The sequence below is a fragment of the Actinosynnema sp. NPDC053489 genome (assembly GCF_044544865.1).
Taxonomy (GTDB): domain Bacteria; phylum Actinomycetota; class Actinomycetes; order Mycobacteriales; family Pseudonocardiaceae; genus Actinosynnema.
Window position 1 is genome coordinate 206068 of record NZ_JBITXT010000004.1, and the last position, 19164, is coordinate 225231.

Sequence of the window (19164 nt, forward strand, 5' to 3'; positions counted from 1 at the left end):
TGGCACGGTCTGCGGCGTGACCGAGTACCTGTTCTTCTGGGGCCACGAGGCGCGGCCCGGCGCGCCGGTCGGCAAGCAGTGCCTGAGCCAGTGGTGGGAGGCACCGTTCACCGCGGACGGGCTGACCTACCGGACCGCGGAGCACTTCATGATGCGCGGCAAGGCGCTGCTGTTCGGCGACGAGGAGACCGCCGACCGGGTGCTCGCCGCCCGCACGCCCGCGGAGGCCAAGGCGCTGGGCCGCGAGGTGCGCGGCTTCGACCAGGAGGTGTGGGCCGCGCACCGGGTCGACGTGGTGGTGCGCGGCAACCTCGCCAAGTTCACCGCGCACGACGACCTGCGCGGCTTCCTGCTGGGCACCGGCGACCGGGTGCTGGTGGAGGCCAGCCCGCTGGACCGGGTGTGGGGCATCGGGCTGGCGGCCGACGACGAGCGGGCGGCCGACCCGGCGACCTGGCGCGGGCTGAACCTGCTCGGCGTGGCGCTGATGGAGGTGCGCGACCGGCTGCGCCGGGGGTGATCGTGTCACCCGATCCGCTCGAACCGGTCGACGCGACCCCGCCGGGGACGTCCCGATCGGCGGGACCCCGATCTACGCTGTCGGGGCGGGAGTGGCGCCGATCACCTCGGGAAGGGGGCGGTCGTGCTGGTCGAGGCTTCGCGCGACCGCGGTGCGCTGCGCCGGGTGACGGGGTTGGCCCGCAGCACGCCGGGCAGGTTGAGCCTGCTGGCCCTGCTGCTGGTGGCGGTGAGCCTGCTGGTCGGCGCGGTGACGGCGGCGTCGGTGCAGCGCCGGTCGGCGGCGCTGGAGGCGTTGGCCGACCGCAGCGAGCCGCTGGCGTTCGCCGCCCAGGAGGTCTACCGGGCGATGGCGGACGCGGACGCCACCGCGTCGAGCGCGTTCCTGTCCGGCGGGGTGGAGTCGGCCGCGTTGCGCGGCCGGTACGAGGCGGACGTGGCCAAGGCCGCGGCGGCGCTGTCGGCGGCCACCAGCGAGCCGACCCGCTCCCCCGAGCTGACCGACGCGTTGTCGACGTTGTCGGGTCAGCTGCCGGTGTACACCGGGCTCGTCGAGACCGCCCGCGCGCACAACCGGCAGGGCAGCCCGGTCGGCGCGGCGTACCTGCGGGAGGCGTCGGCGTTGATGCAGACGCGGCTGCTGCCCGCGGCGCGCGAGCTGTACGGGGTGGAGACGGCGAACGTGGTGCGCGACCTGGAGGACGCCGGGTCGCTGCCGTGGCCCGAGCCGCTGCTGGGCGCGGCGGCGCTGGTGGTGCTGCTGTGGGTGCAGCGCTACCTGACCCGGCGGACGAACCGGCTGCTCAACCCGGGGCTGGTGGTGGCGACCGCGTTGACGGTGGTGTCGCTGCTGTGGGTGCTGGTGGCGAGCCTGCTGGTGGTCTGCAACGCCTCGGCGAGCCGGGAGGGCGCGGCGGTGGTGGACGTGCTGGCGCGGGCCCGGATCGCGACGCTGACCGCGCGGGGCGACGAGACGTTGGCGCTGGTGGCACGGGGCAGCGGCGCGAACTACGAGGCCGAGTACGCCGAGTCGGACCGGGCGTTGGACGAGCTGCTGGGCCGGGCGCGGGAGCTGCGCCCGACGCAGCCGGTGGCGGAGGCCGTCGAGCAGCACGCGCGTTGGCAGGCGGCGCACCGCGCGGTCCGCGCGGCCGACGACCGGGGCGACTACACCGGGGCGGTGGCGTTGGCTCTGGGCCAGGACTCGCGGGGCGCGGCGACGGCGTTCGACGCGTTGGACTCGGCGCTGGTGCGGGCCATCGGCTCGGCGCGGGCGGACCTGACCGACGCGATCGGGCTGGCGCGGGCGGCGTTGGTCGGCGCGGTGCCGGCGGTGGTGACGTTGGCGCTGCTGGCGGCGGTGGCGTCGTCGTTCGGGCTGTGGCAGCGGTTGAAGGAGTACCGATGAGGCGACTGTCGGCGGTGCTGCTGCTCGTGCTGGCGGCGTGCGCGCCGGTGCCCAGCGGCGCGCCGCCGATCGGCGGGGGCTCGCCCGTGCCGCCGCGCCCGGCCGACGCGGTGGAGCTGACCGCGCCGCCGAGCGGGCAGGACGTGCCGCCGGCGTCGTGCGACCCGACGGCGAGCCTGCGCCCGACCGGGCCGCTGCCGCCGCCGGGGCAGATGCCGGCCGGGTCGACCATGGCGCGGGTGCAGCAGCGGGGCCGGCTGGTCGCGGGCGTGGACCAGAACACGTACCTGATGGGGTTCCGCAACCCGTTCTCCGGGGAGCTGGAGGGGTTCGACGTGGACCTGGCGCGGGAGGTGGCGCGGGCGGTCTTCGGCGACCCGGGCGCGATCCAATTCACGGTGCTGACCTCGGAGCAGCGGATACCGGCGTTGGAGCGGGGCGAGGTCGACATCGTGGTGCGGACCATGACCGCGACCTGCGAGCGGTGGCAGCGGGTGGACTTCTCCACCGTGTACCTGCAGGCGGGGCAGCGGGTGCTGGTGCCGGCGAACTCCGACGTCACCGGCATCGGGTCGCTGGGCGGCAAGCGGGTGTGCGCGACGAAGGGGTCCAGCTCGCTGGCCAACGTGGCGGCCGCGGCGTCGGGGCCGGTGGCGGTGTCGGTGCCGAACTGGACGGACTGCCTGGTGATGCTCCAGCAGGGGCAGGTGGACGCGATCTCCACCGACGACACGATCCTGGCCGGGTTCGCCGCGCAGGACCCGTACACGAAGGTGGTGGGGCCGCAGTTCACGTCCGAGCCGTACGGGATGGCGTTCCCGAAGGCGGGCGAGGACTTCGTGCGGTTCGTCAACGCGCTGCTGGAGCGGCTGCGGGCGGACGGCACGTGGGCGCGGATCCACCAGCGGTGGCTCGGCGACCCGCCCGAGCCGCCCGTCGCGGTGTACCGGGACTGACGTGGGCGTCGGGGCACTGGACGGGCGGCGTGCGCGTTCTCCGGGTGTGGCGGGACGCGACGAGGGTGCGGTGCCGCCGAGGACGGAGGGCCGATGAGGACGTGTCCGCGCGAGGGCTGCGGCGGTGAGGTCGACGCCGCCGGCTGCTGCGACACGTGCGGCCTGGACGCGCCGGTCCTGACCACTACGGCCCCGGGACGGGCGGGCGGGTCGGCGGGTGCGGGTGTGGACAGCGGGCCGGTGACCAGGGCTCGCGGCGGGCTCGCGGCGGACAGCGGGCCCGTGACCGGCGCGCACGCCGGCCCGGGGTTCGACAGCGGACCGGTGACGGGGGCGTTCAGCGGGCCGGGCACGGCTGCGTGGTCGCCCACGTCGGCGTCCGCGGCGCGGTCGCGGCGGGCGTCCACCTCGACCCGCTCGTCGGGGCGGGGCCGGTTGGGCGCCGGGCTGGTCGAGGTGCCCCGGGTGCCCTACCGCGACCCGAAGACCGCGGTGCTCACCCACCCCGAGGTGCCCGAGGCGAAGCGGTTCTGCTCCGGTTGCGGCAAGGAGGTCGGCCGCAGCCGCGCCGGCGAACCGGGCCGGGTGGAGGGGTTCTGCCCCCACTGCGGGCACCACTACTCGTTCACGCCCAAGCTCGCGCCCGGCGAGGTGCTGCACGGCCAGTACGAGGTGCTCGGCTGCCTCGCCCACGGCGGGCTGGGCTGGATCTACCTGGCCGCCGACCACGCCGTCAGCGACCGGTGGGTGGTGTTGAAGGGCCTGCTGGACTCCGGCGACGCCGACGCGATGGCGGCCGCGATGGCGGAGCGCCGGTTCCTGGCCGAGGTGGAGCACCCTACTATCGTCAAGATCCACAATTTCGTGCGGCACGCCGACCGGACGACCGGCGAGCTCGTGGACTACATCGTGATGGAGTACGTCGGCGGCACGTCGGTCAAGGACATGATCAAGCAGTTGCGGGCGGGGGGCACGGGCACCGAGGCCCTCCCGGTGGCGCAGGCGATCGCCTACGCGCTGGAGGTGCTGCCCGCGCTGGGCTACCTGCACGGCGTGGGCCTGCTGTACTGCGACTTCAAGCCCGACAACGTGATCCAGACCGAGGAGCAGTTGAAGCTGATCGACCTGGGCGCGGTGCGGCGCGTCGACGACCGCCGCTCCCCCATCTACGGCACGATCGGCTACCAGGCGCCGGAGATCGGCACGGTCGGCCCGTCGGTGGCCTCCGACCTGTACACGGTGGGTCGGGCGTTGGCGGTGATGAGCTTCGCGTTCGACTTCCGCGGCCGGTTCCGGGAGTCGCTGCCGTCCCCGTCGGAGCAGCCGCTGCTGGCCCGCCACGACTCGTTGCACCGGTTCCTGCTGCGCGCCACGCACCGCGACCCGGAGCAGCGGTTCGCGTCGGCGGAGGAGATGGCCGAGCAGTTGACCGGGGTGCTGCGGGAGGTGCTGGCGCAGCAGGACGGCGTGCCGCGGCCGGGGGTGTCGGGCCAGTTCACGCCGGAGCGGCGGGCGTTCGGCGCGGAGGGCGCGGTGGACGTGCGGGCGGCGGCGCTGGGGTTGCCGGTGCCGCAGGTGGACACCTCCGATCCGGCGGCCGGGTTCCTGGCGACGGCGGCGACGACGGGTGACCCGGACCAGGTGGTGGCGGCGTTGCGGGTGGCGCCGGTGCGGACGGTCGAGGTGTGGTTGCAGGTGGTGCGGGCGTTGATCGAGGCGGGGCGGGTGGCCGAGGCGGTGGGCGAGCTGGACGCGTTGTCCTCGCCGTTCGACCCGGAGGACCCGGGCACGCCCGCGCCGGACGACTGGCGACCCGGCTGGTACCGGGGGGTGGCGGCGCTGGTGACGGGCCGCGAGGACCGGGCGCGGGCGGCGTTCGAGCAGGTGCGCGACGCGCTGCCGGGCGAGGCGGCGCCGAAGCTGGCGGTGGCGGTGTGCGCGGAGGCGCTGGGCGACCGGGCGGCGGCCGCGGCCGGGTACGAGGTGGTGTGGCGCACGGACCACTCCTTCGTGTCGGCGGCGTTCGGGTTGGCCCGGGTGCTGGTGGCGCGGGGCGAGCGGGACGCGGCGGTGCGGGTGCTGCACTCGGTGCCGGACACGTCGGTGCACCACGTGGCGGCGCAGGTCGCGGCGGTGCGGGCGCAGTTGGGCGCGGCGCGGGAGCGTGCGCGCGGGGGCGGTGGCGCGGAGGCGTTGGCCGAGGTGATGGCGGCCGGTGCGAGGCTGTCGGGGTTGGAGTTGGACGTGGCGAGGCGGGCCGGGTTGACGGTGGAGTTGTTGGGTGTGGCGTTGGAGGTGCTGCCGCGCGGCGGGGCGGGGCCGGTGGGGGTGCTGCTGGGCTGCGAGGTGAGCGAGTCGGGGCTGCGGCTGGGGTTGGAGCGCGGCTACCGGCAGTTGGCGCGGCTGGCCGACACCCCCGAGGAGCGCATCGCTCTCGTCGACCGCGCGAACGCGGTCCGGCCCAGGACGTTGGTGTGACGATGGAGTCGTGTCCGGAGTGCTCGGCGCCGGTGGCGGCGCAGGACCGCTTCTGCGAGGCGTGCGGGCGCAACCTGCGGGTGCGGCGGACACCGGTGGGCGGTCCGGGTTCGCAGTGGCCGCCGGGGTGCGAGTGCGGCGGGGAGGAGTTCGACGCCGACGGGTTCTGCGAGCGGTGCGGGCGGGCGCGGCCGTCGGCGCGGGACCGGGTGGAGTTCGTGCTGCCGGGGGTGGCGGGGGTCAGCGACCGGGGTCGGCGGCGGCGGCGCAACGAGGACTCGATGGCGTTCGGCCGGGTCCGCGGGCGTGGTGTGGTGGCGGTGGTGTGCGACGGGGTGGCGTCCTCGGAGCGGGCCGAGCAGGCGTCGCAGCTGGCCGTGGACACGGCGGTGGACGTGCTGCTGACGGGGTTGCGGTCGGGGACGGACGCGGAGGCGTCGACGACGGACGCGGTGGTGGCGGCCAACGACGGGGTGGCCCGGTTGGCGCGGCCGGAGGCGGCCGAGGTGGCGCCGTCGTGCACGTTCGTGTCGGCGGTGGTGACCGACGACTCGGCGACGGTGGGGTGGGTGGGCGACAGCCGCGCCTACCTGGTGGCCGGGGCGGGTGCGGCGCGGTTGACCACGGACGACACGTGGGCGGCGCAGCTGGTCGCGGAGGGGGTGCTGACCGAGGAGGAGGCGCTGACCGACCGGCGGGCGCACGTGCTGTCGCGGTGGTTGGGCGCGGACTCGGGGGTGGAGGCGCCGCAGTCGGTGACGTTCAAGGTGGAGACGCCGGGGCTGCTGGTGCTGTGCAGCGACGGGCTGTGGAACTACGTGCCCGAGCCGGAGGACCTGCTGGCGGTGCTGCCGCGCGGTGTGCCGCCGGTGGAGGTGGCGCGGGAGCTGGTGGACGTCGCGCTGCGGGCGGGCGGGCACGACAACATCACGGTGGTCGTGGTGCAGCTGCGGGGCGGTCAGGGGGCCTGATCGGACGGGCCCGCGATCGTCGGGTCGGCGCACGCTGGGTGCCGGGCGGGCGGAGGCCGCGGCTGGGCCGGGCGCGGGGGTGCCGGTGGGCCGTCGTGCCGGTTTTTCCCGGGACGCCCGCGCGGGTTGTCGATCACGAATACGGTGGGTGCCGTGCGGGTCGGCGGGGGGCCGCACGGCGGGAGGGGTGATGGCGGACGCGGTCGACCTGGCGCTGGCGCAGTGGTCGGTGCAGCGCCCGGACGTGGACACCGCGCCGATGGCGGTGCTGGCGCGGGTGACGCGGTTGGCGCGGTTGGCGCGGCTGCTGGAGCGGGAGCTGCGGGACTTCGCGGGTCGGTTCGACCTGGAGCCGGGCGAGTTCGACGTGCTGACCGCGCTGCGGCGGGCGGGTCCGGGGCTCGGCCTGACGGCGGGCGCGTTGCTGTCGGCGTCGCTGGTCACGGCGGGCGCGATCACCAACCGGATCGACCGGATGGCGGCCAAGGGGCTGGTGCGGCGCGTGCCGGACGCGGCGGACCGGCGGGTGGTGCGCATCGAGCTGACCGAGCGGGGCGCGCGGCTGGTGGACGGGATGCCGGCCGAGCACATGGGGTGGTACGCGCGGCTGCTGGAGCCGTTGGACGCGGGCACGCGGGCGGTGGTCGCCGACGCGTTGCGCACGTTGCTGGAGCAGTGCGAGTAGCGGCCCCGTAGCGCTCTGAGGGGGACTCCGCGGGCGGGACCCCGCGGGCGGGGGTGATCAGCGCGGCACGGCGTCGAGGGCCTTCTGGATGCGCTTGTCGGAGACGGTGTAGCGGGTGCGGATGGTCTGGGCGAAGTAGCTCAGGCGCAGTTCCTCGATCATCCACCGCACCTCGTCCAGCTCCTCGTGCGGTTCGTCGGCGGGCAGGGCGGCGCGCAGTTCCCGGTACTCGGCGTGCACGGCGTGCACGCGGTCCATCCAGTCCTGGTCGCGGCGGACGTTCTCGGGCAGCTTCTCCAGCCGGCGGGAGATGCCCTGCAGGTAGCGGTGCACGTCGGCGAGCCGGTCGGCGCCCGCCTCGGTGACGAAGCCCTTGTGGACCAGGCCGGTGAACTGGGCCCGGATGTCGGCCAGGGACTCCTCGAACACCGCGCCGCGCACGCCGTTGAGGCGCAGTTCGACGTCCTGGGCGGCCTCCAGCACGCGGCGGACCTGGTGCACGACGTCGAACGTGGTCTCGCCGAGGCCGCGGCGGACGTGGTCGAGGAGGCGGGTGAACGCCGCCTGGGTCCAGACCGGGCCGCCGGCGTCGCGCAGGAGCTTGTCGACCGCGGCGCCGATGCAGTCGGCCAGCAGGGGCGCGACGCCGCCGTGGGGGTTGCGGGTGAGGGCGAGCTTCTCGGCGTTGGTCAGGCCGCGTTGCAGCGTCTTGACCGGGGACGGGCTGTTGAGCAGCAGCAACCGGCGGGTGCCGCGCCACATGGCCTGCCGCTGCCGCCCGGGGGTGTCGAGGATCTCCACGGCGACGCTGTCGCCCTTGTCGACCAGGGCTGGGTAGGCGGTGACGACGATGCCGGAGCGCTGCCGCTGCACGGTGCGCGGCAGGTCGCCGACGTCCCAGGTGGTCAGGCCGGTGCGGGCGAGGTTGCTCGCGGCGGCGGCGAGGGTTTCGCGGAGCCGACCGCGCAGCTGGGCCTTCAGGGCGGCCAGGTCCTTGCCGCGGGCCAGTTCGCGGTCCTGCTCGTCGACGACCTCGAAGGTGAGCTTGAGGTGCTCGGGTACCTGGTCGAGCTGCCACTGGTCGCGGGGCACGACGACACCGGTGAGCCGGCGCAGCTCGCGTTCCAGGGCGGGCAGCAGCGGCTCGTCGGGGTCGATGCCGCTCAGCGCGGCGGCGGCCACGTCCGGGACGGGCACGAAGTTGCGGCGCACGGGCTTGGGCAGCGACCGGATGAGCGCGACGACCAGGTCGGTGCGCATGCCGGGGACCTGCCAGGACAGCGAGTCGTCGGGCAGCGTGGTCAGGGCGGGCAGGGGCAGCTTGACGGTGACGCCGTCGACGGCCGCGCCGGGCTCGAACCGGTAGGTCAGGGGCAGGGTGATGCCGCCGCGGCGCAGTTCGTCGGGGTAGGCGTCGGGGGTGACGGCGGCGCGGTCGTTGACCAGCATCGCCTTGTCGAAGGTGAGCAGGTCCGGGCTGGTGTGGCGGGTCTTCTTCCACCAGGTGTCGAAGTGGCGGGCGGAGACGACGTCGGCGGGCACGCGCTGGTCGTAGAAGTCGTAGAGGGTGTCGTCGTCCACGACGATGTCGCGGCGGCGGGCCCGGTTCTCCAGCTCCTCGACCTCGGCGAGCAGGGCGCGGTTGTGGTGGAAGAACTCGTGGTGGGTGGTCCACTCCCCCTGCACGAGGGCGTGGCGCAGGAACAGCTCGCGCGACAGCCCGGGGTCGATGCGCCCGTAGTCGACCTTGCGGGAGGTGACGATGGGCACGCCGTAGAGGGTGACCTTCTCCAGGGCGACGACGGAGCCGCGCCTGGCCTCCCAGTGCGGTTCGCTGTAGGTGCGCTTGACCAGGTGCCCGGCCAGCTTCTCGGCCCATTCGGGTTCGATGCGCGCGACCGTGCGGCCCCACAGGCGGGAGGTCTCGACGAGTTCGGCGGCCATCACCCACTGGGGTGGTTTGCGGAACAGGGCGGAGCCGGGGAAGATCGCGAACTTCGCGTTGCGGGCGCCGAGGTACTCGGTGGCGGCGCGCTTGCCCGGGTCGCGCTTGGGGACGTCCTTGACGCCGATGTGGGACAGCAGCCCCGACAGCAGCGAGACGTGGACGTTGCGCGGGTCGGCGGGCTGGTCGTTGACGTGCACGCCGAGGGTCTTGGCGACCTGCCGCAGCTGCTGGTAGATGTCCTGCCACTCGCGCACGCGCAGGTAGTTGAGGAACTCGGTGCGGCACAGCCTGCGGAACTGGTTGGACGACAGCTCCTTCTGCCTGTCCCGCAGGTACTGCCACAGGTTGAGGAACGCGGTGAAGTCCGAGTCGGGGTCCTTGAAGCGGGCGTGCAGCTCGTCGGCGGCCTGCTGCTTGTCGGAGGGCCGTTCCCGGGGGTCCTGGATGGACAGGGCGGAGGCGATGACCATGACCTCGCGGACGCAGCCGTTGCGGTCGGCCTCGACGACCATGCGGGCCAGGCGGGGGTCGACGGGCAGCTGGGCGAGCTTGCGGCCCAGCGGGGTGAGCTTCTGCTCGGTGGGCAGGATCGCGCCCAGCTCCTGCAGCAGCTGCACGCCGTCGGTGATGTTGCGGGCCTCGGGCGGGTCGATGAACGGGAACGCGGCGATGTCGCCCAGGCCGATGGAGGTCATCTGCAGGATGACCGAGGCGAGGTTGGTGCGCAGGATCTCCGGGTCGGTGAACTCGGGACGGGCGTCGAAGTCGTCCTCGCTGTAGAGGCGGACGCAGATGCCCTCGGACACGCGGCCGCAGCGGCCCTTGCGCTGGTTGGCCGAGGCCTGGGAGACCGGTTCGATGGGCAGCCGCTGCACCTTGAGGCGGTGGCTGTAGCGGGAGATGCGGGCGGTGCCCGGGTCCACCACGTACTTGATGCCGGGCACGGTCAGCGACGTCTCGGCCACGTTGGTGGCGAGCACGACGCGGCGGCCGCGGTGGGGTTGGAACACGCGGTGCTGCTCGCCGAACGACAGCCGCGCGTACAGCGGCAGGACCTCGGTGTCGCGCAGGTCCAGGGCGGCCAGCGCGTCGGCGGTGTCGCGGATCTCGCGTTCGCCGGACAGGAACACCAGCACGTCGCCGGGCCCTTCGGCCTGCAGTTCCCGCACGGCGTCGCAGATGGCCTGGGTCTGGTCGCGGTCGGGGTCGGCGTCGGGGTCGTCGGGGTCCACGATCGGGCGGTAGCGCACCTCGACGGGGTAGGTGCGGCCGGAGACCTCGATGATCGGGGCGTCGCCGAAGTGGCGGGAGAACCGCTCCGGGTCGATGGTCGCGGAGGTGATGACGACCTTGAGGTCCGGCCGGCGGGGCAGCAGCTGCTTGAGGTAGCCGAGCAGGAAGTCGACGTTGAGGCTGCGCTCGTGGGCCTCGTCGATGATGATCGTGTCGTAGCGCGACAGCGTCCGGTCGGTCTGCAGCTCGGCCAGCAGGATGCCGTCGGTCATGAGCTTGACCAGCGTGTCGTCGCCGGACTGGTCGGTGAACCGGACCTTGTAGCCCACGGCGCTGCCCAGCGGGGTGTCCAGCTCCTGGGCGACGCGCTCGGCGACGGTGCGCGCGGCCAACCGGCGGGGCTGGGTGTGCCCGATCTGGCCGAGGACGCCCCGGCCCAGCTCGAGGCAGATCTTGGGCAGCTGGGTGGTCTTGCCCGACCCGGTCTCGCCGGCGACGATCACGACCTGGTGGTCGCGGATGAGCGCGGCGATGTCGTCCTTGCGGGCGCTGACGGGCAGCTCGGGCGGGTAGGTGATCTTGGGCACGGCTTCGCGGCGCAGGGCCACCCGCTGCTCGGCGGCCCGCACGTCGGCCTCGATCCCGGCCAGGACGGCGGCGCGGGCGGAGCCGTCGCGGACCTTGCGCGCGCCGTCGAGCCTGCGTGCCAGCCTCCGCTGGTCCCGCGACATGAGTTCGGACAGGCGTTCGCGCAGGTCAGCGTGCGACATCTGGTTCATTTGGGTCAAGGATATCCAGGGTGGGCCGGCGGGGCCGCCGATTATCGGTCCGCGGAGACGGCGAGCTGCCGCGACTGGGCCACCAACCGGCCCGTCGCGTCCCACAGCTCGACGTCCTCCTCGTAGTAGCCGCCGGCGAGGTGGCGGGTGGCGACGCGGGCGGCGAGCCAGGCCGATCCGGGGCGGGCGCGGACGTGGACGGTCAGCTCGACGGTGGCCGAGTCGGCGACGCCCAGTTCCAGGACGGCGGGGGCGGCGCAGTCGACCAGGGTGGCCAGGCTCGCGGTGTCGGCGGGGCGGCCGTCGGCGAAGCCGATCCAGAACTCGGCGCGGGGCGTGCCGGTGGGCCTGCCCGCGGCCCAGCCGAACGGTTCGGGCGCGCGCAGCCGCACGCGGTCGGCGACCGTGACGCCGGGCAGGCGCAGGCCGCCGTAGGGGTCGACGCACTCGTCGGGCGGGGGCAGCTCGGGCGCCCGTCCCAGGGCCACGGTGCGGCCGGCGGGGTCGCCGAGGTCGGCGTAGGAGGCGACGACGCGCAGCACCTCGCGGTCGCCGCAGGTCAGGCTGGCCTGCCCGGTGGACAGCCGCCGCCCGGCGCGCACGACCTCGGTGTCCACGCGGGCCGGTCCGGTGACGCCGGGGCGCAGGTAGTGGGCGCCGACGGCGAGCGGGTCGGGGTGCGGCAGCACCTCGCCGAGCGCCCGCAGGCAGAACGCGACGAGGTAGCCGCCGTTGGGCCGGCCCCCGGCGCTGGTCCACCGGTCGCCGAGGTGGGCGGCGAACCGCCCGTCCCCCGTCGCGTCCACCCGCGTGTCGGCGTCCCACTCGTGCATGGGACTCACCCTAATGGGCGTTACCGGCGGGTAGTTCAGCCGCGGTAGGGGCTGCCGCCGTCCAGCATGTCGGTGGCCATCTTCTTCAGCGCCTTCATCATCAGCACGTTGTGCAGGCCGGGGCCGAAGCTGACCCGCGCCACGCCCAGCGGGGCCAGGTCGTTCGGGGTGGGCGCGCCGGGGCCGTGGCCGACGTTCACCGGACGGCGGCCGACGGCCTCCACGAACTCCGCCACCCGGTTGCCGGGCAGCCGCATCGGGAAGACGCAGTCCGCGCCCGCCTCGAAGTACGCCTCCGCGCGGCGCACCGCGTCGTCGAACGAGCCGGGGCCGTTGAGGAACTCGTCGATCCGGGCGTTGATCACCACGTCGGCGTCGGCGGCGCGCACGGCGGCCAGGAAGTCGGCCTGCTCCGCGACGTCGATCATCGCCTTGGTGCGGGGGTCGGAGTCCTCCAGGTTGCAGCCCGACGCGCCGGCCTCGGCCAGGCGCGCGGCGATCTCCGCGGGCGGCAGGTCGTAGCCGCGCTCGATGTCGGTCGTCACCGGCACGTCCACCGCCGCGGCGATCCGGCGCACCGCGTCGAACGCCACGTCGGCGGGCATGTCGTGCCCGTCCTGGAAGCCTAAGGCCGCCGCCACCGCGACGCTGGTGGTCGCCACCACCGGGTGGCCGGCCTCGGCGAAGACCCGCGCGGACGAGACGTCCCACGCGTTGGGCACCACCAGCGGGGTGCCCGGCACGTGCAGCGCCCGCAGCGCCTTGGCCGCCTCGGTCACATCGGTCCTGGTCACATCGACTCCCGTCACGACAGGGGCCCGCGGTCGTGCGGCGGCCCCGGCTCGGTCTACGCGTTGATCACCGTGATCACCCGCACCAATACTGCCGGCCCGACCCCCCTGGGACACCGTGCGCGGTTGCTCTCCTGAGGCCCGGCCACGGCGCGGGTGAAGATCCACGACAGTACGCGCGGCGGCCGGCCGCCACCCGGGTAGGTCGGCCACCGACGGGTTTGTCCGCTGCGCCTGATTCGGCCACCCGCCGGGGGCGTCAACCACAAACCGCCGTTCGGCGGCTGGCGCGCCGGCACCGCGCCCGATGAGCTGGATCACGCGACGAGTCGGGGGACGGCCCAGCGAAGGGGAGAGCGCGTGTTCCGACCCGTGCCGGTGCCCGTGCTGCCGCCCAGCACCGCACTGGCCGACCTGGCGACCGCCGGCGAGCACCACGCCTGGCTGGCGGGCACCACCGGCGTGTTCACCAGCCGCCCGACGGCGCCGCTGGTGCTGAGCTGGACCGGCGCGTCCTGGCGCGTCGAGCCGCTGCCCGAGCTGCCCGCCCCCGCCAGCCTCTCCGGCGTGTCCGCCGCCGCCCCCGACGACGTCTGGGCGGTCGGCAACAGCGCCGGCCGGCCCCTCGTCCTGCACTACGACGGCACCCGCTGGCACGTCGTGCGCACACCCGCCATCAGGTGGGCCAAAGCCGTCACCGCCGTCGACGGCGACGTGCACGTGGTCGGCACCGGCCGCGACGCCCTGCACTTCGACGGCGACGACTGGCGGCTGTGCACCGCGCTGTCCTCCGACCGCGAAGGGCTCCGCACCGTCACCGCCACCGGACCCCGCGACGTGTGGGCGGGCGGCGGCGGCCTCGCCGGCGCCGGACCCGCCACCTACGACTACCCCGTCCTCGTCCGCTGGGACGGCGACACCTGGACCGAGGTCGCCGGACCCCGCGCCGAACGCGGCCACGTCGCCCGCCTCGCCGCCGCCGCCCCCGACGACGTGTGGCTCGGCCACGTCCGCGACACCGAAGGGCTGCACGTGCACCGCTGGGACGGCCGCCAGTGGACCGCCGTGCCGCCACCCGAGGACACCGGCCGCCTCAGCGTCCACGGCGTCGCCGCCGGCTGGACCTGGGGCGTGCGCGCCACCCGCCGCTCCTTCGAGACCAGACCCGCCTTCCACCGCTGGACCGGCCACGACTGGACCCCCGTCGCCCTGCCCGACGACCTCGCCGCCACCCCCGCCTCCCACGTCGGCCTCACCACCACCGGCACCACCACCTGGGCCTACCTCAAAACCGCGGCGGGCGTGCACGTCCTGCGCCACACTGCCCCGTGACCTTCAGCCTCACCGTCCTGGGCACCGCCACCCCCTACCCGCGCCCCGACAACCCCTGCTCCGGCTACCTCCTGCGCACCGGGCACACCGCCGTCTGGGTCGACGCGGGCCCCGGCACCCTCGCCGCGCTGCAACGCCACCACCGACCCGACCGGATCGACGCCGTCTGGATCTCCCACACCCACGCCGACCACACCGCCGACCTGCTGCCCTACTACTACGCGCTGCTGTTCGCCGACCAACGACCCCGCGCCCCCATCCCCCTCTACGGGCCACCCGGCCTCGCCGCCCGGCTCGAGACCTTCCTCGCCGGCGCGGCACCCAACCCGGCCGCCGCCGCCTTCGACGTCCACGAACTGCACGACGGCCACCGCGCCGACGTCGGCGACCTCACCCTCACCAGCCGCGCCGTGGACCACGGCCTGCCCGCCTTCGGCCTGCGCGCCACCCACGACGGCGCCACCCTCGCCTACTCCGGCGACACCGGCCCCTGCCCCGCCCTCGACGACCTCGCCCACGGCGCCGACCTGCTCCTGTGCGAAGCCGACGGCGCCGGACCCCACCACTGCTCCCCCGAGGACGCCGCCGCGGCCGGCCGCGGCGCCCGACACCTCCTGCTCAGCCACGTCGGCCACACCCTCACCACCGCCGAAGCCGCCGAACGCGCCCACGCCCCCGTCGCACGACCAGGTGAAATCCTCACCATCGGGTGAACCTCACGCGGGGTGCGGCGCACCCACCCGCGCCAACCGGCGCCCCAACGCCACCGCCATGCCCGCCGCCACCACCAACGGACCCCCCAACTGCGCCACCGTCGCCACCACCACCGGCGACCCCGGCAGCACCAGCACCCCCAACAACACCGCCGTGCCCGCCACCCACGACCCCGTGATCGCCGACCGCGCCCCCAACGCGATCAACGCCGGCTGCACCGCCTGCGCCACCATCAACAGGATCGTCCCCACCCCCAACGCGCCCATCAACACCCACGACAACGGCGCCTCCGCCCCGAAGAACACCCGCACCGCCCACGGACCCAGCACCGCCGACCCCACCGCGCCCAGCACCCCCACCACCAGCACCCACACCGTGATCCGCCGCAACACCCCCCGCACCGCGCCCAGGTCACCCCGCGTCGCCGCCTCCGTCAACCCCGGCAACAACAACGCCTGCACCGGCGAGAACACGAACAACGGCACCCGCACCAGGATGAACGCCGACGAGAACGCCAACGCCAGCGCCGCGTCCCGCGGCAACCGCGCCGTCACCACGATCGGCGCCACGTTCGCCACCGCCTGCACCAACAACCCCGCCATCACCAGCGGCACCAGGCTGTCCACCCGGTCCTCGCCACCCGACACCGCACCCGACGCAGGCGCACCCGACACCGGCGCCGGCGACGGCCGCGACCGCAACCACACCGCACCCGCCGCCACGCCCACCACCGTCCCCAACGCGAACACCAACCCGAACACCCCGGCCACCGCCACCCCGAGCACCGCCAGCACCACCGCACCCGACAACCGCGCGAAACCCTCACCCGCCAAGGTCGCCGCGTAACCCGTGAACCGACGCATCCCACCCAGCACACCGCGCGCCAGGTAGATCGCCGCCGACGTCACCACCGCCACCACCACCGCCACGAACAACGACCACGAACCCTTCAACGACCGCTCCACCAGCACCGGCGACACCACCACCAGCACCGCCACCACCACCGCCGTCAGCACCACACCCTCACGACCCACCCGGCGCACCGCCCGACCAGGCCGTTCACCCCTCGCCAACGCCCGCGACGTCGCATGGCTCGCCTGCTGCTCCAACGCCGAGAAGATCCCCGGACCCACGATGTTCACCAACAGGTAGAACGCCGCCACCGCCGCCGCGTCCACCGCCGACAGCGAATGACCCGCGATCGCCACGAACGCGTAACCCGACGCACCGAGGACCAACGTGCCCAACCCCACGACGACAGCGGGGCTCAACCGACGCGGGGGCATGATGTCTGCGCTCACCGCCAACACAGTAGGCTGCCTCGTCGCCACCTCCTGAAAGCCGGTGTCCCCGGCACTCGGGTGGAACCACGAGGGACAGGGCGCAAGGGGAAGGGTCGTGGCAAAGGGGATGGGTGTTCCACACCGCAGCCTGATCGTCGGTGGCACGAGGTGACCATGAACGACATCGACATCATGCTCCCCCACTACGGGGACACCTCGTACCTCAAGATCGCGGTGCGCAGCGTCATCGCCCAGGACGACCACGACTGGCACCTCACCGTCGTCGACGACAGCGTCACCGACAACGGCCTGCCCGAGTGGTTCGACTCCCTGCGCGACGACCGCATCGACTACCGGCGCAACGAGCGCAACCTCGGCATCAACGCCAACTTCCAGAAGTGCCTCGACCTCGCCGAACGCGACTTCCTCGTCATCATGGGCAGCGACGACGCCATGCTGCCCAACTACGTCAGCACCATCCGCCGCACCACCCGCCGCTACCCCGACGCCGACGTCGTCCAGGCGGGCGTCGAGGTCATCGACCACACCGGCCGGGTCGTCCGGCCCCTCACCGACCGCGTCAAGCGCAGCCTCTACGCCCCCGACACCACCACACCCCGCGTCATGGCCGGCGAAGCCCTCGCCATCAGCCTCCTGCGCGGCAACTGGACCTACTTCCCCTCCCTGTGCTGGCGCCGCGAAGCCCTCAAGGACCTCGCCTTCCGCCAGGGCCTCAGCGTCGTCCTCGACCTCGCCCTCATGCTCGACCTGCTCGAACGCGGCGGCCAACTCGCCGTCGTCCCCGACACCTGCTTCCAGTACCGCCGCCACGACGCCAGCGTCTCCTCCTCCCTCGCCTCACTCGGCAGGCGCTTCACCGAGGAGCACGACTTCTTCCTCGACGTCGCCCGGCGCATGGACCAGATCGGCTGGCACCGCGCCGCCAAGGCCGCCCGCCACCACCTCTCCTCCCGCCTGCACGCCCTGCTCCTGCTCCCCGGAGCGGTCGCCTCCAGACAAACCGCCAGCGCGAAACTCCTGGCCCGCCACGCGTTCGGGCCGACCAAACCCGTGAGGAAGTGATCGACGGTGCTGCCGACCGCGCCAGAACAACCGCCGCGGACCAGCCCCGAGCCCGCACCACCGCCGCCACCCACCGCACGACCCCGCCGAAGCGCCCTCTACGCCGCCGAAGCCGTCGTCTCCGTGGCCGCCGCGGCGCTGATGGTGCTCCTCGCGCGCCGCATCGACGTCAACCCGCTCGACCGCATCGGCCAGATCAGCGGCCTCGCCGCCCTGCAACTCCGCTTCGCCGTCGTCGCCGCGCTCCTGCTCGTCCTCACCGTCGTCACCGCCCGCACCCGCTGGACCGCCCACGCGCCCCTGGCCCGCCGCCTCGCCGCCGCCACCGCCGCCGGCCTGTTCAGCGGACTCGTCGCCGGCGCCGTCCTCGTCGCCCTGCGCGGCACCTCCTGGGGCCTCAACGCCAACGGCGGCGACTCCGGCGCCCTCATCACCTGGGCCCACACCCTCATCGACACCGGCACCATGCAGGCCGACTACCCACCCGGCTGGGTCCACGCCATCGCCTGGTACTCCCAGCTCACCGACACCCCGCCCGAGCACTCCCTCAAGGTGCTGCAGATCCTCGGCACCGCCCTCTTCGGACCCGTCGCCTACCTCACCTGGCGACTCCTGCTCACCCCCGTGTGGGCCCTGGGCATCGGCGTCGTGCCCGCCACGACCCTGATCGACCCCTACAAGCCCTACACCAACCTCATGCTCGTCGTGATGATCCCCGTCCTGCTCGCCCTGCTGCGCCGACTGCGCCGCGCCGGCGACACCACCTGGGGCCGCATCGCGCTGCACGCCGCCGGCTACGGCATCGCCCTCGGCCTCGTCTTCCTCGTCTACTCCGGCTGGTTCGTCTGGTCCGCGCCCGGCGTGCTGCTCTCCGCCCTCGTCCTGTTCCCCTGGCGCACCGGCCGCCTCAAGGGCCTCGCCCTGCTCGCCATCACCGCCGCCGTCTTCGTCGCCGTCTCCTCCCGCCACCTCTTCGGCCTGCTCACCGCCTCCGGCTCGGTCAAGGACCGCTACTTCTACTGGGACACCTGGACCGAACCCACCTACCTCGCCATGTGGCGCGGCGACCTGCCCGGCAACACCGGACCCTGGCCCCCGCCCGGCGAACTCGGCGGCGTCGGCCTGTTCACCGTCCTCACCCTCGTCGGCCTCGCCACCGCCATCGCCGTGGCACGCAGCCGCACCGTCGTCATCACCCTGACCTCGGTCTTCGCCGGCGCCTGGCTCCTGCGCTTCCACTTCGGCGCCCAGATGTACGGCGCCGACGCCGTCCAGCTGTGGCCGCGCAGCACCGCCGAACTGCTCTACTGCCTACTGCTGCTCACCGGCTTCGCCGCCTACTACGGCACGCGCCGCCTCGACGCCGTCACCCGCGTCCGCACCGCCCTGGCCGCGCCGTCGACCGGCATCGGGGTGCTCGCCGCCCTGCTCCTGCTCATCGCCTCCGCCGGCTCCTCCCTCGGCGACCGCTACATGCCCCGCACCGACAACTCCCTCGGCTACCTCGCCACCAGCGCCCACCTGGTCAAGCAGCCCGACGGCAGCTGCTCCGCCTACGCCCACACCCTGGGCAAGGGCTGCTTCGAGCTGAGCGACCCCCGCTTCGGCGAGACGCTGCTCGAACTCGCGGAGCTGACACCGAAGCGCGGCGAGCTGCCGCACCCGCCACCCGCGGGCTGAGCGGTGCCACCGGTGGGGGGGCGGTCGGAGCGATCCGGCCGCCCCCCACCGCTATTCCACCCGACATGCGAAGATCACCCGGCCGAGTGAAAATCGGGACATGTTGAAGCTGACCGCCACCGTCCTGGACGCACCCGACGCCCAAGCCCTCGCCCGCTTCTACCGGGACCTGCTCGGCTGGCCGCTGCGCGACGACGAGCCCGGCTGGGCCACCCTCCGCCCGACCGACGGCAGCGCCGGGCTGTCGTTCCAGACCGAACCGGACTACCGGCGCCCCACCTGGCCCGGCAAGGACGGCGAGCAGCGGATGATGGCCCACCTCGACATCCTGGTCGACGACCTGGACACCGCCGGCGCGCACGCCGAGTCGTTGGGCGCCACCCTGGCCGACTACCAGCCGCAGGAGGGCGTGCGGGTCTACCTCGACCCGGCGGGCCACCCGTTCTGCCTGTTCCTCGAGGGCTGGTGACC

The 19164-nt window shown here is 74.1% G+C and carries 15 protein-coding genes; 11 read left to right on the forward strand and 4 right to left on the reverse strand.

The genetic code is table 11. From position 1 onward, the window contains the following. Positions 1-16 precede the first annotated feature (16 nt). The 6 genes from ACIGNX_RS10730 (at position 17) to ACIGNX_RS10755 (ending at position 7017) form a co-directional block, all read left to right on the forward strand. Complete coding sequence (locus ACIGNX_RS10730) at positions 17-520, forward strand: NADAR family protein (RefSeq protein WP_396538559.1); 504 nt, start codon at positions 17-19, stop codon at positions 518-520. Between the two features lie 123 nt (positions 521-643). Further along, complete coding sequence (locus tag ACIGNX_RS10735; protein WP_396538561.1) at positions 644-1927, forward strand: hypothetical protein; 1284 nt, start codon at positions 644-646, stop codon at positions 1925-1927. Continuing rightward, positions 1924-2883, forward strand: a complete 960-nt coding sequence (locus ACIGNX_RS10740; RefSeq protein WP_396538563.1) for a transporter substrate-binding domain-containing protein — start codon at positions 1924-1926, stop codon at positions 2881-2883. Before ACIGNX_RS10735 ends, ACIGNX_RS10740 begins: the two co-directional genes overlap by 4 nt. A 93-nt stretch (positions 2884-2976) precedes the next feature. Next, the gene (locus ACIGNX_RS10745) at positions 2977-5361 is read left to right on the forward strand and encodes a tetratricopeptide repeat protein (protein WP_396538565.1); all 2385 of its coding nucleotides are present in this window, start codon (positions 2977-2979) and stop codon (positions 5359-5361) included. A gap of 2 nt (positions 5362-5363) precedes the next feature. Further along, on the forward strand, positions 5364-6332 hold the full coding sequence (locus ACIGNX_RS10750; RefSeq protein WP_396538567.1) for a protein phosphatase 2C domain-containing protein: 969 nt from the start codon (positions 5364-5366) through the stop codon (positions 6330-6332). 190 nt (positions 6333-6522) lie between these two features. After that, positions 6523-7017, forward strand: coding sequence for a MarR family winged helix-turn-helix transcriptional regulator (locus ACIGNX_RS10755; RefSeq protein WP_396538569.1), 495 nt, complete (start codon positions 6523-6525; stop codon positions 7015-7017). Positions 7018-7074: 57 nt separating this feature from the next. Here the strand turns inward: ACIGNX_RS10755 and hrpA are convergent, their stop codons facing one another. Genes hrpA through ACIGNX_RS10770 form a run of 3 tightly spaced genes read right to left on the reverse strand, consistent with a single transcriptional unit; the run spans position 7075 to position 12604 of the window. Beyond that, the gene (gene hrpA / locus ACIGNX_RS10760) at positions 7075-10977 is read right to left on the reverse strand and encodes an ATP-dependent RNA helicase HrpA (RefSeq protein WP_396538571.1); all 3903 of its coding nucleotides are present in this window, start codon (positions 10975-10977) and stop codon (positions 7075-7077) included. 41 nt (positions 10978-11018) lie between these two features. Continuing rightward, complete coding sequence (locus ACIGNX_RS10765; RefSeq protein WP_396538573.1) at positions 11019-11810, reverse strand: thioesterase family protein; 792 nt, start codon at positions 11808-11810, stop codon at positions 11019-11021. A 35-nt stretch (positions 11811-11845) separates the two neighbouring features. Beyond that, complete coding sequence (locus ACIGNX_RS10770; RefSeq protein ID WP_396538575.1) at positions 11846-12604, reverse strand: isocitrate lyase/phosphoenolpyruvate mutase family protein; 759 nt, start codon at positions 12602-12604, stop codon at positions 11846-11848. A 357-nt stretch (positions 12605-12961) separates the two neighbouring features. On the opposite strand from ACIGNX_RS10770, the gene ACIGNX_RS10775 reads away from it, so the two are divergent. Continuing rightward, positions 12962-13933: a hypothetical protein gene (locus ACIGNX_RS10775; RefSeq protein ID WP_396538577.1), complete on the forward strand. Its 972-nt coding sequence runs from the start codon at positions 12962-12964 to the stop codon at positions 13931-13933. Further along, positions 13930-14646 carry an MBL fold metallo-hydrolase gene (locus ACIGNX_RS10780; protein WP_396538579.1) on the forward strand — a complete coding sequence of 239 codons (717 nt, stop codon included), beginning with the start codon at positions 13930-13932 and terminating at the stop codon, positions 14644-14646. The genes ACIGNX_RS10775 and ACIGNX_RS10780 overlap by 4 nt, the downstream gene beginning before the upstream one ends. Positions 14647-14649: 3 nt before the next feature. Here the strand turns inward: ACIGNX_RS10780 and ACIGNX_RS10785 are convergent, their stop codons facing one another. Beyond that, complete coding sequence (locus ACIGNX_RS10785; protein ID WP_396538581.1) at positions 14650-15948, reverse strand: hypothetical protein; 1299 nt, start codon at positions 15946-15948, stop codon at positions 14650-14652. 156 nt (positions 15949-16104) lie between these two features. On the opposite strand from ACIGNX_RS10785, the gene ACIGNX_RS10790 reads away from it, so the two are divergent. From ACIGNX_RS10790 to ACIGNX_RS10800, 3 genes are all read left to right on the forward strand, one after another. Continuing rightward, positions 16105-17013, forward strand: coding sequence for a glycosyltransferase family 2 protein (locus ACIGNX_RS10790; RefSeq protein ID WP_396538583.1), 909 nt, complete (start codon positions 16105-16107; stop codon positions 17011-17013). Positions 17014-17019: 6 nt separating this feature from the next. Then, a complete protein-coding gene (locus tag ACIGNX_RS10795; protein ID WP_396538585.1) occupies positions 17020-18693 on the forward strand; it encodes a hypothetical protein in 1674 nt (557 codons plus the stop codon). Positions 18694-18796: 103 nt separating this feature from the next. Next, on the forward strand, positions 18797-19162 hold the full coding sequence (locus tag ACIGNX_RS10800) for a VOC family protein (RefSeq protein ID WP_396539187.1): 366 nt from the start codon (positions 18797-18799) through the stop codon (positions 19160-19162). Positions 19163-19164: the final 2 nt, after the last annotated feature.

Coding starts and splice junctions, on each gene's coding strand:
- ACIGNX_RS10740 (WP_396538563.1), top strand. CDS start 1,924: ATGAGGCGACTGTCGGCGGTGCTGCTGCTCGTGCTGGCGGCGTGCGCG.
- ACIGNX_RS10745 (WP_396538565.1), top strand. CDS start 2,977: ATGAGGACGTGTCCGCGCGAGGGCTGCGGCGGTGAGGTCGACGCCGCC.
- ACIGNX_RS10750 (WP_396538567.1), top strand. CDS start 5,364: ATGGAGTCGTGTCCGGAGTGCTCGGCGCCGGTGGCGGCGCAGGACCGC.
- ACIGNX_RS10755 (WP_396538569.1), top strand. CDS start 6,523: ATGGCGGACGCGGTCGACCTGGCGCTGGCGCAGTGGTCGGTGCAGCGC.
- hrpA (WP_396538571.1), bottom strand. CDS start 10,977: ATGAACCAGATGTCGCACGCTGACCTGCGCGAACGCCTGTCCGAACTC.
- ACIGNX_RS10765 (WP_396538573.1), bottom strand. CDS start 11,810: ATGCACGAGTGGGACGCCGACACGCGGGTGGACGCGACGGGGGACGGG.
- ACIGNX_RS10790 (WP_396538583.1), top strand. CDS start 16,105: ATGAACGACATCGACATCATGCTCCCCCACTACGGGGACACCTCGTAC.